The following is a 12338-nucleotide window of genomic DNA, read 5'->3' on the forward strand; positions in this document are numbered from 1 at the left end:
GGAGGAATAGTTGCATGAAAAGGATGCAGAAACAAACCAGGGCAATGGGAAAACGAACGATGGCAAGTAAGCTGGCTTATGTAAAGAAAAATTGGCAGTTATATGTGTTTTTCCTGATGCCGGCACTTATATTAACCATTATATTCAAGTATCTTCCAATGGGGGGACTGCTGATTGCGTTTGAAGATTATAACGTTATCAAGGGCGTATTTGGAAGTACATGGGTAGGACTTGAGTATTTTAAGCGGTTTTTATCTTCACCGGATTTTATGAATTACCTGCTTAATACATTGAAACTGAGCATTTATGGATTACTTTGGGGATTTCCGGTTCCGATCATTTTAGCTCTTTTACTTAACCAGATCCGCAAACAGGGGATCAAAAAGAAGATCCAGCTTTTGATCTATGCTCCAAACTTTGTGTCTGTTATTGTACTTTGCGGAATGGTCCGTATGTTTTTGTCACCGGTTGGACCTATGAATAAACTTTTGGGAATCAGCACGAACTGGATGACGATGCCTGCTGCATTTCGAACAATCTATATTGCAAGTGGAATCTGGCAGGGAGCCGGGTGGGCTTCGATCATGTATACTGCAGCACTATCGAATGCGAGCAAAGAACTGGAAGAAGCAGCACGTATGGATGGAGCAAATCTGCTGCAGCAGATCTGGTATGTAGAACTTCCGGCGATCAAAGACATTATTGTGATCCAGTTTATCTTACAGGCAGGAAATATTATGAGTATTGGTTTTGAAAAAGCATATGCGCTGCAGACAGATATGAACTTACCGGCATCTGAAATATTATCGACTTATGTATACCGGATCGGACTATTAAACGGAGATTATGGATATTCGACAGCAGTTGGACTGTTCAACTCCGTAATCAATGTGATTTTACTTATTTTTGTAAACTGGGTAGTAAAGAAGCTGAATGATGGTGAAGGATTATAGGAGGAACGTGAAATGAATGGAACAAAGAAAATCAAATATTCACGAACAGATCGGATCATTTTGGGAATTGCATATGTGTTCCTTGGGGTATTTGTTCTTTCAATTTTAATTCCGCTGATCTATGTAGTTCTGGCATCCTTTATGGATCCGACCGTATTAAATAACCAGGGATTAAGTTTTCATATAAAAGACTGGACGTTAGATGCATACCGGCGTGTGCTGGAAAATGATATGATCTGGCGGGGCTTTTTGAATTCTTTTTTGTATTCAATTGCATTTACCGCGATCTCCGTCTTTGTAACTTTACTTGCAGCGTATCCGATGTCAAAAAAGGAATTTGTAGGAAGAAAATTCTTTAATATAATCTTTCTGATCACAATGTTTTTTGGTGGCGGAATGATTCCGACTTTTATTTTGATCAATCAGCTGCACATGGTAAATACGATTTGGGCAATTTTAATCCCTGGTGCATTTAATGTCTGGAATATGATTCTTGCAAGAACCTATTACCAGTCTATTCCGAAAGAACTGCGTGAAGCATCCGCAATTGACGGAGCAACGGAAATCCAACATTTTTTCAAGGTTATGCTTCCGGTATGCAAACCGATTATCGCAGTACTGGCACTGTGGTCATTTGTTGGAATGTGGAACAGCTACTTTGATGCGATGATATATTTAAATGATGCAAACCTGCAGCCACTGCAGCTGGTTCTCAGATCGATCCTCGTTCAGAATACACCTCAGCCGGGAATGATCGCAGATATCCAGAGTACAGCAGAGATGGCAAAAGTAGCAGAACAGCTGAAATATGCAACTATCGTTGTGTCAAGTTTACCATTGCTGGTAATGTATCCATTCTTCCAGAAATACTTCGATAAAGGAATTATGGTTGGTTCTGTGAAGGGATAGTCAGAAAGGAAATATGCAGATATGTGGAAAAAAAATAGAAAAAGAGTGTTAGCATTAGGTTTGACATTTTCGATTATAATTGGGATGGCAGGATGTGGAAAAGAAGAGCAGATGAAGGCGGAAACCAATCCGGATACTCCGGTATCAGAGGTTCAGTTTCCACTGAAAGAAAAAGCTGAATTATCATTCATTACAAATGCTCCTGCAACATCAACGCAGAATCCGAATGAGCGTATCATTTTTAAGAGACTTGAAAAAGAGACAAACGTACATATCGATTGGACTTGTTTTGTGGCGGATCAGTTCTCGGATAAGAAGAACCTTGCGCTGGCTCAGTTCGGAAATCTTCCGGATGGGCTGTTTAATGCAGGAATGAGTGATTATGATCTGCTTCGTTATGCAAAGCAGGGAATCATTATCCCGCTTGAAAATCTGATCGATAAATATATGCCGAATCTGCAGGCTGTATTTGAAAAATATCCGGAGTACCGTACGATGTGTACCGCACCGGATGGTCACATTTATTCATTCCCGTGGATCGAGCAGCTTGGAGCTGGAAAGGAAGCAATTCAGGCGATTGGAGATATTCCATATATCAATAAGAAATGGCTTGATTATCTGGGATTGGAAGTACCAACTACAACAGATGAACTGGAACAGGTACTGATCGCATTCCGTGACCATGCAGATGATCTGAAGAAAGAATTCCAGATTGATGGTGATGTGATTCCGATGTCATTTATTATCAATAATGGAGATCAGGATCCGGCAATCCTGATCAATGGATTTGGGGAAGGATATGGAGACACAGGAGATCATTTTGCTGTAACGGATGATGGAGAGGTTATCTATACAACCGTTCAGGAGGGCTATAAAGAAGGCATTGAGTGGCTACATAAACTGGTAACAGAGGATCTGGTGGATCCGGAAGCATTTACACAGGAATGGTCTACCTATGTGGCAAAAGGAAAAAATCACAGATATGGTCTCTGTTTTACCTGGGACATTGCCAATATTGATAATAATACGGATTATGTAATGCTTCCGGCACTGACAGGGCCGACCGGAGTGACAAACATTACGAGACAGAATAACAGTGAGACCAGTGGATTTGACCGGGGACGATGTGTATTGACGACCAGCTGCAAAGACACAGCACTTGCAGCTGCCTGGATCGATCAGATGTATGCACCGCTGCAGTCACCGCAGAACAACTGGGGAAGCTATGGAGAGAAAGATTCTTTTAATATTTTTGAGATGTCTACGAATGAAAACGGAGAAAAGATGTTGAAACATCTTGATCTTGGAGAGCAGTCACCGGTAGAAGTCCGTGAAGCACAGTCGGTTAATGGACCGCTTGCAGTACTCAATGAGTATTATGGTGTATATGTGACACAGCCGGAGGATGCAAAATGGCGTCTGGACAATATGCATGAAACCTATCTGAAAGATATGAACAGCAAATATGTATATCCAAATGTATTCATGAGTATCGAAGATACCAATAAAGTGTCACAGTATGATACCGACATCAAAAAATATGCAGAGCAGAAGAAAGCCGACTGGATCTTAAATGGTGGAATCGAAAAAGAGTGGGATTCTTACCTTGATAAAATGGAAAAGTACGGACTTTCCGATTATCTGGCTATTAAACAGAAATATTTCGACCAGTACCAGAAATCGCTTTCAGAAGAGAATAAGTAGTAGGAGAAAATGCATGAGTGAGATGTTAGAAAAAGCAAGAAATTATGAGACAGAAAAACAAGTGTATGTAAAGAAAACGACCAAACCACTGTTCCATGTTACGGCACCGACCGGATGGATCAATGATCCGAATGGTTTTTCCGTATATGATGGGAAAATACATTTGTTCTATCAGTACAATCCATATCAGAGAGAGTGGGGACCAATGCATTGGGGACATAGCGTGACTGATGATATGGTCCGCTGGGAGCAGCTTCCGGCAGCGATTGCACCGGATCAGGAATATGATAAGGCAGGATGTTTTTCCGGAAGTGCGATTGAAGCAGATGGAAAGCATGTACTTGTATATACCGGAGTTACCAGAGTAAAGCAGGCAGATGGAAGTGAGCAGGAACGGCAGAATCAGTGTATCGCATTTGGTGATGGAAAAGATTATGTAAAGTATGAAAAGAATCCGGTTGTGACAGGTGAGATGCTGCCAGAAGGATGCAGCCGGATTGATTTCCGCGACCCGAAGATCTGGAAAGAAAACGATACCTATTATCTGATCGTTGGAAATAAGAATGATAATCAGGTTGGGCAAGTTGTGCTTTGTTCGAGCAAAAATCTGACAGACTGGAAATTTGAGACAATTCTGGCATCAAATGAAAATGGTGATATAGGAACGATGTGGGAATGCCCGGATTTCTTTGCTTTAAAAGACAAACATGTGCTGATCTGTTCGCCACAGGATATGAAGGCGCGGAAATATGAGTTTCACAATGGACATAATTCGGTGTATTTTTTAGGAGACTACGATGCAAACAGATGCAGATTCAGCAAAGAACAGCCGCATACACTTGACTATGGTATGGACTTCTATGCTCCACAGACAACAGAACTTCCGGATGGCAGACGGATTATGATCGCATGGATGAAATCATGGGATGCCTGTGTGATACCGAATTCGCAGGACTGGCAGGGAATGATGACATTTCCGAGAGAATTGGAGATAAAAGAAAACCGTATCTGGCAGAATCCGGTGAAAGAACTGGAAAATTATCATCAGAATCCATGTTGCTATGAACACGCAGAAATCGAAGGCGAGACAGTGCTTGCAGGAGTAGAGGGACGCACAATTGATCTTACGGTGACACTGGAAGATGGAGAAAATACAATCTTTTCTATCAAACTGGCAGCAGATAGTGAGTATGAAACGAGTTATACCTATAATAAGGAAACCAGACTTCTGGAAATCGACCGTACATACTGCGGTGTTACAAAAGATGTGGTATGTGTACGAAAATTCAGAATTGAGGATCCGGCAGGGCTTAAAAAGATGCGTTTTATCCTGGATTATCATTCGATCGAACTTTTTATCAATGATGGACAGCAGACGGCGACCACTGCAATCTGTACGCCTCTGAATGCGAAAGATATTTATTTTTTCAGCGATAAAAAAATGACAATGAGTGTTGAAAAGCATGATATTATAATGTAAAAAGCAGGAGAATAAGAAATGGACGTAGTAGCTTTAGGGGAATTGCTGATTGATTTTACAGAAAATGGTATTAGTAGCCAGGGAAACCCATTGTTTGAGGCAAATCCGGGAGGGGCACCATGCAATGTTCTGGCAATGTTAACGAAGTTGGGACACAAAACGGCTTTTATTGGAAAAGTAGGAAATGATTTTTTTGGAAAGCAATTGGAAGATGCAATTAAAGAAATTGGAATCAATGTGACCGGTCTGAGAAAAGATGATAAAGTACATACGACATTGGCATTGGTTCATACTTATCCGGATGGTGACAGAGATTTCTCTTTTTATCGAAATCCGGGAGCGGATATGATGCTGACAGAAGAGGAAATTCCAGAGGAATTAATTCTTGAGACACGGATTTTTCATTTTGGAACCCTGTCTATGACACATGAGAAAGTACGCAGAGCGACAAAAAAAGCAGTTGCAATTGCAAAACAGGCTGGTGCGATCATTTCATTTGATCCTAATATACGTGAGCCATTGTGGAATTCAATGGATGAGGCAAGAGAGCAGGTATTGTATGGTCTGGGACAGTGTCATATCCTGAAAATTTCAGATAATGAAATTCAGTGGCTGACAGGAAAAAATGACTATACAGAGGCTGTAAAATGGATCAGGGAGAAATATGATATCCCGCTTATCCTGGTATCTATGGGAAAAGAAGGCAGTAGAGCTTATTATCAGGACAGGATGGTTGAAAAAGCACCTTTTATAAACGAAAATACAATAGAAACAACTGGTGCCGGAGATACATTTTGTGCATGTGTTTTGCATTACATATGTAAACATGGACTAGAAAATCTGACTGAGAAAAATTTAAAGGAAATGCTGACTTATGCAAATGCTGCCGCATCAATTATCACAACACGTAAGGGAGCATTGCGGGTGATGCCACGACCGGAAGAAATTGAGGCATTGATTGCAGGACATCACTAAATGTGGAGAGAAAGGGGCTGTGAAAAAAGAATAGTTCCCCAAAAAAGAAAGGCCAAGAGTTTATAATGAACTCAAGGTCTTTCTTTCTGTTATAATTAACTTGTGATGTATACGATATTTAAGCCAAAGGATATTCGAAAGTCATGCAGCGGATATCAATGGAGATGGAAACGTAACGATTACAGATTTAATGCGATTGCTGAATTATGTAAGTGGAAAAAGCGCAACTTTATAATTTTAAACAACTTTAAAGAACTGTATACAGAAATCCTATAGCAGAGAGTTCCCCTCTCTGCTATAATCATATCAGAAAATAAAAAGTACGAACCAAAATCTATCGGGGAGGTTATCACACATGCAGACACCTATTTTACAGGAAAGTAACTACAAAGAAGAAATGCAGACCATCGTAGAACCGTATCTTGTATCTATCGGAACGGAATTCTATCTGGAAAGACATGCAGGGCAGAAGATCCACTGTATGCATTATGTTCCGGAGAACCCACATGCGGTTGTGATGTTGTCACATGGATTTATTGAAAACGCGGAAAAATATAAGGAGATCGCCTATTATTTTGCAAAAGAAGGTTTTAGCGTATATCTTCCGGAGCACTGCGGACATGGCTTCAGCTATCGTCTGACAGAAGATGAATCCCTGGTGCATCTGGACAGCTTTGAACGTTATGTAGAGGACTTTATCTTTGTAACCAAGAAGGCAAAAGAGGACAATCCGGGGATGAAGATTTATCTGTACGGACATTCTATGGGAGGTGGAATTGCGGCAGCAGTTGCGGCAAGAGCACCGGAAATGTTTGAGAAGGTAATTCTGTCGTCACCGATGATCCGCCCACTGACCGGAGGGGTGCCGTGGCATGTGGCAAAGGCGATCGCAAAGACATCCTGTAAGGTGGGAAGGAACAAAAAATATGTAGTCGGTCAGAAGCCATACAAGGAGCCAGGAAAATTTGAAGAGAGCTGCTCCCTTTCCCGTCCGAGATTTGAGTATTATGAAGAAAAAAGGACGAAGGAAGCCCATTATCATCTGAACGCACCGTCTTATGGATGGCTCGGAAATGCAATGCGTCTGAACCGGTATCTGGAAAAGACCGGATGGAAGAAGATCGAAGCACCTGTCATGCTCTTTTCGGCAGGCAAGGATAATCTGGTGTCGAATGCAGCGCAGGAACGTTTTGTGCGAAAACTAAACAAGAACAGACCGGAAAGTGCCGAGCTTGTGAAGTTCCCAGAGTCCAAGCATGAGATATTCAATGCGGAAAATACGATTGCGGAAGAATATTGGAAGAAAGTGTTTGATTTTTTTGAATCATGATTTTTAAAGATTGTAAAGAGGCTGTAAATTATACAAATTGCTTATTGATAAATGCAAGAAAAGTGGTAAGATAAAATTTACAGAAAGGAATGAGACAAATGGGATTTTTTGATAATCTGAAAAGTAGCCTGGCAGAAACCGGTCAGGATTTATCACAGAAGGCAAAGGATACGACAGAGATTTTCCGCCTGACAAATTTAAATAAGACGAAAGAAAAAGAAATTGAAAAAGTTATTTATCAGATAGGCAGTACATATTATGCCAATTACAGGGACGAATGCATGGAAAAGATGCCGGAGCTTGCCGTACAGATCAAATCCCTGCAGGATGAGATCGCGGTCAACAAAGAGATGATTGAAAAATTATCGACAGAAGAGATCTGCCCGCAGTGTGGAAAGAAAGTGAACCCTGGAAGTAAATTCTGTATTTACTGTGGAGCGGCACTGGAAGCACCGGCAGAACAACCGGAGGAAAAGGCAGAAGTGAAAGTGTGCAAGGCCTGTGGAAAGCCACTGGAAGAGGGGGCTGTATTCTGTACAAACTGTGGAACAAAGATAGAAGACGATAAGACAACTGAGGAAAACTAGAAGGCAAAGCATCGAATGATGAAACGCAGGTCAGAATGTAAAAAAATGAAAGAGTATATGCAAAAAGCCGGATAGGAGTTATTCTATCCGGTCTTTTAGGTATATGATGAGCCGGTTACAGATTTGTGCTTACACAGGAACGACCGGTTGATGTGTTGGAGGACAGAAAACATGTATTGCACCAGATGTGGGAAAGAAATCAGGAGTGATCAGAAATTCTGCGGAAACTGTGGAGCGAAGAATGTCAATTATCAAGAAAAAAATGATCTGAAAGAGATGATAGAAAAAGCTGCCGCCGGAGAAGAGAACGCTCTGGAGAAAATTTACAATCTGACTTATGTGCAAGGGTTTGCAATCGCACTTCAGATGGTGAAAAATGAGCAGGATGCAATGGATATCATGCAGGATGCCTATATTTCTGCATTCCGTAATCTGAAGCAGATTGAGGATCCAAAGCGGTTGAAAAGCTGGTTCAACTGCATTGTGGCAAACAAATGTAAAGACTGGCTGAAAAAGAAGAAGCCGCAGCTATTTTCTGATATACCGACAGGGGATGATGACCGGGAATTTGAAGATACAATTGCAGATGAGAATCTGACATTTTCACCGGAAGAGTCCGTGGATTATGCAGAGACAAAGCGATTGATGAAAGAAATTCTGGACGGTCTGCCAGAAGATCAGAAGTTGTGTGTGCTGATGTATTATTATGAGGAATTGTCGGTTTCAGACATTGCAGATGCACTTGGATGTTCGACCGGAACAGTAAAGAGCAGATTGAATTATGCCCGGAAAAAGATCAGAAATGATGTAGAAGAACTGGAAAGAAAAGGAACAAAATTATACAGCGTAGCGCCGCTTCCGTTTATACTCTGGATGCTCAGAGAGGGCGAGCAGACGATATCGGTGCCTGGTTCATTTGGGAAAGAACTGGTGAGACAGGGTGCCGGCATCGTAAAAAGCGGAAGTGCACCCACAAGCGGAAATACCGGTTCGGGTAAAAGTGGAATCAGGAAGACAGATCCGGTAAAGAACGGGCAGGCAGCCGGACGAAAGATTGTAAAGAGTGCGGCAGGAAAGGCAGCAGGGAAAATCATTGGTACAAAGGCTGTTGCCGGAGTTGTAGGAGCGGCAGTGATTGGCGGAGGTGCTGTTGCGGGATATCATATCCACCAGGCAAAAGAGCAGAAGGTTACCAAAGAAGAATGGCAGGCGGCTTACAAAGACTGGGTTGGAAAGTGGAGTGATGATACAAGGTTTGAACTCTTTGACATGAATGGAGATGATGTACCCGAGATCGTGCGGGTTGGATCCTGCATGGCGGATGGTGCGACCGTAGCGACCTGTACACCGGATGGAATCCGGGAAGAAGAGATCTACCGGATCGGGATGTGGTATATTCCGGGCGGCAATGTACTGGACAACAATGACGGAAATATGGGTGTTTTTTATGACCGTGTTTTTGAAATCAAAGATGGGAAATGGGTACAGATCGGTGATGGCGAATATGGAATGGAAGATAATATGAATCCGGAGTATGATGAAAACGGAGACTATGTTTTCCGGTATAAATGGGATGGAAAAGAAGTCACAAATAAGAAATATGAAAAGAAATTAAAGAAATTGTTTGGAAACAGAAAGCCGGAAGCACTGGGCAATGAAGCTGTTTCATACCATGAGATCATCAACCAGATCAGTCATTATTAAAAAAATAAAAATTTTTTCTTGTTTTTAAAACCAAACTAGATTTTGACTCGTCTTAATAATATAAACGAGAAAAATATAGCATACAGAAAGGATGTAAAAGAGATATGAGGTGCAAAAATTGTGGAACTGAGAATCCAGATGGTTCAAGATTCTGTGCAACATGCGGAAAACCACTGGAACAGGAAGAACCTGCTAAAAATGTAGCAGAACAGAAAGAAGAGGCTGTCCAGAATGCAGAAGAGCAGAAAGAAGAGGTCGCCCAGAATACAGAAGAGATGCTAACAAGTACAGCAGAAACAAAATCACTCACACATAAAAAATCAAGAGGACTGAACAAGTTCCTGATCGGTCTGGCATGTGCGGTTGTCGTTGTAGTGATCGCAGCAGGGCTTTTGATATCGCGTGCAAGAAGAACAATCGATCTGAACAAGTATGTCACCTTTGAAACAACAGGATATAACGGATATGGAAATGTATATCCGCAGATCGACTGGGAGAAGATTCAGAAAAAATATGATTCCAGACTGAAGTTTACAAAAGAATTTGAAGAACAGTATGGAAAAAATACAGATTCCATATCACCGGTAGCGGTACTGCAGTCCTATGTCAGTGTGGAAATGAATTCAGACAGTGATCTTTCCAACAAAGATAAAGTCAAATACAACTGGAATGTCAATAAAGATTATGCAAAATATGTGAAATGCAACCTGAAATATAAAAATAAAACCTATAAAGTCAAAGGGCTGGAAGAGGTTAAGACATTTGATGCATTCAAAGACCTGGAGGTATCATTTAACGGAATAAGCCCGGGAGGAGCCGTTTCATTTGATTATACAGGATCTGATCTTACATCTGCCGATTTTCAGACAGATGCATCAAATGGAACATTGGCAAACGGAGACAAGATTAAAGTATATCTGGATAAATCTATGGCAGACAGCTATGCCGCCAACATAGGAAAGCTGCCGGAAAAATGGGAAAAAGAATATACCGTAAAAGGACTGTGGTATTATGTCACATCAGCCAGTGACATCGATGATGATACAATGCAGCAAATGAAGGACCGGGCGGAACAGGAATACAATGATCATGTGGAGAGCAGCTGGGTAGATTCCGAATCTCTGGAGAGCCTTACTTATATGGGAGATTATCTGCTGGAGCCTGTTGTGGGCAATGGAAATGAACTGTATCTTATTTATCATGTAAAAGTACGGGATCAGTACAGTAATGATGATGGATCTTATGACAAGGTGAATGATGTTTACTGGTATATGCATTATGGAACAATTCTTACAGACGGGGAAGGAAATACAGATATTGATCTGTCTGACTATGGAACACCTGGCAATTTCTTTAAGATCAAGACTGATGCAAAGACAGACGGTATTTCCAGCATGGTATGGAAATATTATGGATACCCGACACTGGATGATCTGTACGCAGATGTTGTGGGCGATAATGCCGATTACTCTTTGGTGGAGGATGCGGTAGACAATACAAAATAGAAGCCTTTGGCGGAAAAGAAGGTGGACTATGAAATGGGATGAATGGCTGAAAAAGATCATTAAAGAGATAACGTCAGATTATACGATTTCAGAAGAAACCTCAAAAAGCTTTTTTGAAGAGCTGATGCAATTGTTGAAATAATACAGGAACCGGGTAGAAATGCAAATTTTTATCCGGTTTTTTAATTTGAGCTGGAAAAGTATGATATGATGAGAAAAAGTACGGGATTGATATCCAGAAGGAGAAAGGTGGAATAACAACAGATGGAATATTTAGTAGAATCAGCATTATTGACACATGGATTAAAATCGGTATCAAATGAAACAATAAAAAAAGAATGGCAAGATCCGGGAAAAAAGATCACCTGGATTGATCATGGGGAAATCAGGATCGGGGATATCGATGAGTTTCTTGAATTTAGAAGCCGGGCAGCCGCTTATCCAAGAATTGACTGTGATCTGCTGGAAAAGGCATTAGTGGAAAAGCAATCAGGCGCACTTACCGCTTCCGGGACAATGGCAGTCTGTGTGAAAATGGGAATTCCGGTTGCAATTACCTGTGGAATGGGTGGAATCGGGGACATCAAAGGAGAAGAACTCTGCCCGGATCTTCCGGCTCTTCAGCAGATTCCGGTGGTCCTGATCTCGGCAGGACCAAAAGATATGCTGGACCGGAAAGCAACGATCGATTGGCTGATATCGCACGGAGTGAAGGTGATCGGAACAGAAAGAAATTACTGTACCGGCTATGTATTTTGTGGAGAAAAAGTTGAACTGCAGGGAAAGGCAGAAAACGGTACAGAAACGGTAAAGCCACCAATGCTCATCATCAATGAAATCCCGGAAGAAAGGCGGATAGAAGACAGGGAGATTTTGAGAGAAGCAATTGCCGAGGGAAAGAGAGCGGAGAAGGAAGGACGCTATTTCCATCCTGCGGCAAATGGAAAGATTGATGATTGTACTGATGGATACTCTTCATTGATTCAGCTGCGGGGACTGATTGCAAATATGAAAGTGGCAGAAACACTTTAAAGAGCGAAAAAAGAAGCTGGGATCTGACTGATAACAGAAAAGCCTGGATATAGGCAGTTGTGTTATCGGTCAGACTCCGGCTTCTTTGCGTACACAGAAAGTTTTGACTCCTGATTATAGATTACAGGAAAGGTAATCAGATATTCTGTTTGAAATGTT

General features: G+C 41.4%; 11 protein-coding genes. All 11 read left to right on the plus strand.

The annotated features are described in order from the left end of the window. Positions 1 to 14 precede the first annotated feature (14 nt). Complete coding sequence (locus AB5213_RS08095) at positions 15 to 953, plus strand: sugar ABC transporter permease (protein WP_008372969.1); 939 nt, start codon at positions 15 to 17, stop codon at positions 951 to 953. Between the two features lie 12 nt (positions 954 to 965). Beyond that, positions 966 to 1862: a carbohydrate ABC transporter permease gene (locus tag AB5213_RS08100; protein WP_215633766.1), complete on the plus strand. Its 897-nt coding sequence runs from the start codon at positions 966 to 968 to the stop codon at positions 1860 to 1862. 21 nt (positions 1863 to 1883) lie between these two features. Then, positions 1884 to 3566 carry an ABC transporter substrate-binding protein gene (locus AB5213_RS08105; RefSeq protein ID WP_349096132.1) on the plus strand — a complete coding sequence of 561 codons (1683 nt, stop codon included), beginning with the start codon at positions 1884 to 1886 and terminating at the stop codon, positions 3564 to 3566. A 13-nt stretch (positions 3567 to 3579) separates the two neighbouring features. Next, complete coding sequence (locus AB5213_RS08110) at positions 3580 to 5046, plus strand: glycoside hydrolase family 32 protein (protein ID WP_055156383.1); 1467 nt, start codon at positions 3580 to 3582, stop codon at positions 5044 to 5046. A gap of 18 nt (positions 5047 to 5064) precedes the next feature. Next, positions 5065 to 6021 (plus strand): carbohydrate kinase, encoded by a 957-nt coding sequence (locus AB5213_RS08115; RefSeq protein WP_215633763.1) that lies wholly within the window; start codon positions 5065 to 5067, stop codon positions 6019 to 6021. Positions 6022 to 6151: 130 nt separating this feature from the next. Further along, entirely contained in the window at positions 6152 to 6256 is a 105-nt protein-coding gene (locus tag AB5213_RS08120; RefSeq protein WP_082424237.1) for a dockerin type I domain-containing protein, read from the plus strand. Between the two features lie 120 nt (positions 6257 to 6376). Then, the gene (locus tag AB5213_RS08125) at positions 6377 to 7351 is read left to right on the plus strand and encodes an alpha/beta fold hydrolase (RefSeq protein WP_055248986.1); all 975 of its coding nucleotides are present in this window, start codon (positions 6377 to 6379) and stop codon (positions 7349 to 7351) included. A 98-nt stretch (positions 7352 to 7449) separates the two neighbouring features. Then, positions 7450 to 7938, plus strand: coding sequence for a zinc ribbon domain-containing protein (locus tag AB5213_RS08130; RefSeq protein WP_215633762.1), 489 nt, complete (start codon positions 7450 to 7452; stop codon positions 7936 to 7938). Positions 7939 to 8109: 171 nt separating this feature from the next. After that, on the plus strand, positions 8110 to 9642 hold the full coding sequence (locus AB5213_RS08135) for a sigma-70 family RNA polymerase sigma factor (protein WP_215633761.1): 1533 nt from the start codon (positions 8110 to 8112) through the stop codon (positions 9640 to 9642). A 104-nt stretch (positions 9643 to 9746) separates the two neighbouring features. Beyond that, positions 9747 to 11147, plus strand: coding sequence for a zinc ribbon domain-containing protein (locus tag AB5213_RS08140; RefSeq protein ID WP_215633760.1), 1401 nt, complete (start codon positions 9747 to 9749; stop codon positions 11145 to 11147). Between the two features lie 264 nt (positions 11148 to 11411). Then, positions 11412 to 12179 carry a pseudouridine-5'-phosphate glycosidase gene (locus tag AB5213_RS08145; protein ID WP_215633759.1) on the plus strand — a complete coding sequence of 256 codons (768 nt, stop codon included), beginning with the start codon at positions 11412 to 11414 and terminating at the stop codon, positions 12177 to 12179. Positions 12180 to 12338: the final 159 nt, after the last annotated feature.

It is taken from the genome of Coprococcus sp. RTP21204st1_G4_RTP21204_210225 (assembly GCF_040915385.1).
Lineage (GTDB): Bacteria > Bacillota > Clostridia > Lachnospirales > Lachnospiraceae > Allocoprococcus > Allocoprococcus comes.

Bases quoted from the DNA above. Each gene is read 5' to 3' on its own strand.
- AB5213_RS08115 (WP_215633763.1), top strand. From the start codon at position 5,065: ATGGACGTAGTAGCTTTAGGGGAATTGCTGATTGATTTTACAGAAAAT.
- AB5213_RS08105 (WP_349096132.1), top strand. From the start codon at position 1,884: ATGTGGAAAAAAAATAGAAAAAGAGTGTTAGCATTAGGTTTGACATTT.
- AB5213_RS08110 (WP_055156383.1), top strand. From the start codon at position 3,580: ATGAGTGAGATGTTAGAAAAAGCAAGAAATTATGAGACAGAAAAACAA.
- AB5213_RS08140 (WP_215633760.1), top strand. From the start codon at position 9,747: ATGAGGTGCAAAAATTGTGGAACTGAGAATCCAGATGGTTCAAGATTC.
- AB5213_RS08135 (WP_215633761.1), top strand. From the start codon at position 8,110: ATGTATTGCACCAGATGTGGGAAAGAAATCAGGAGTGATCAGAAATTC.
- AB5213_RS08145 (WP_215633759.1), top strand. From the start codon at position 11,412: ATGGAATATTTAGTAGAATCAGCATTATTGACACATGGATTAAAATCG.
- AB5213_RS08130 (WP_215633762.1), top strand. From the start codon at position 7,450: ATGGGATTTTTTGATAATCTGAAAAGTAGCCTGGCAGAAACCGGTCAG.
- AB5213_RS08095 (WP_008372969.1), top strand. From the start codon at position 15: ATGAAAAGGATGCAGAAACAAACCAGGGCAATGGGAAAACGAACGATG.
- AB5213_RS08100 (WP_215633766.1), top strand. From the start codon at position 966: ATGAATGGAACAAAGAAAATCAAATATTCACGAACAGATCGGATCATT.
- AB5213_RS08125 (WP_055248986.1), top strand. From the start codon at position 6,377: ATGCAGACACCTATTTTACAGGAAAGTAACTACAAAGAAGAAATGCAG.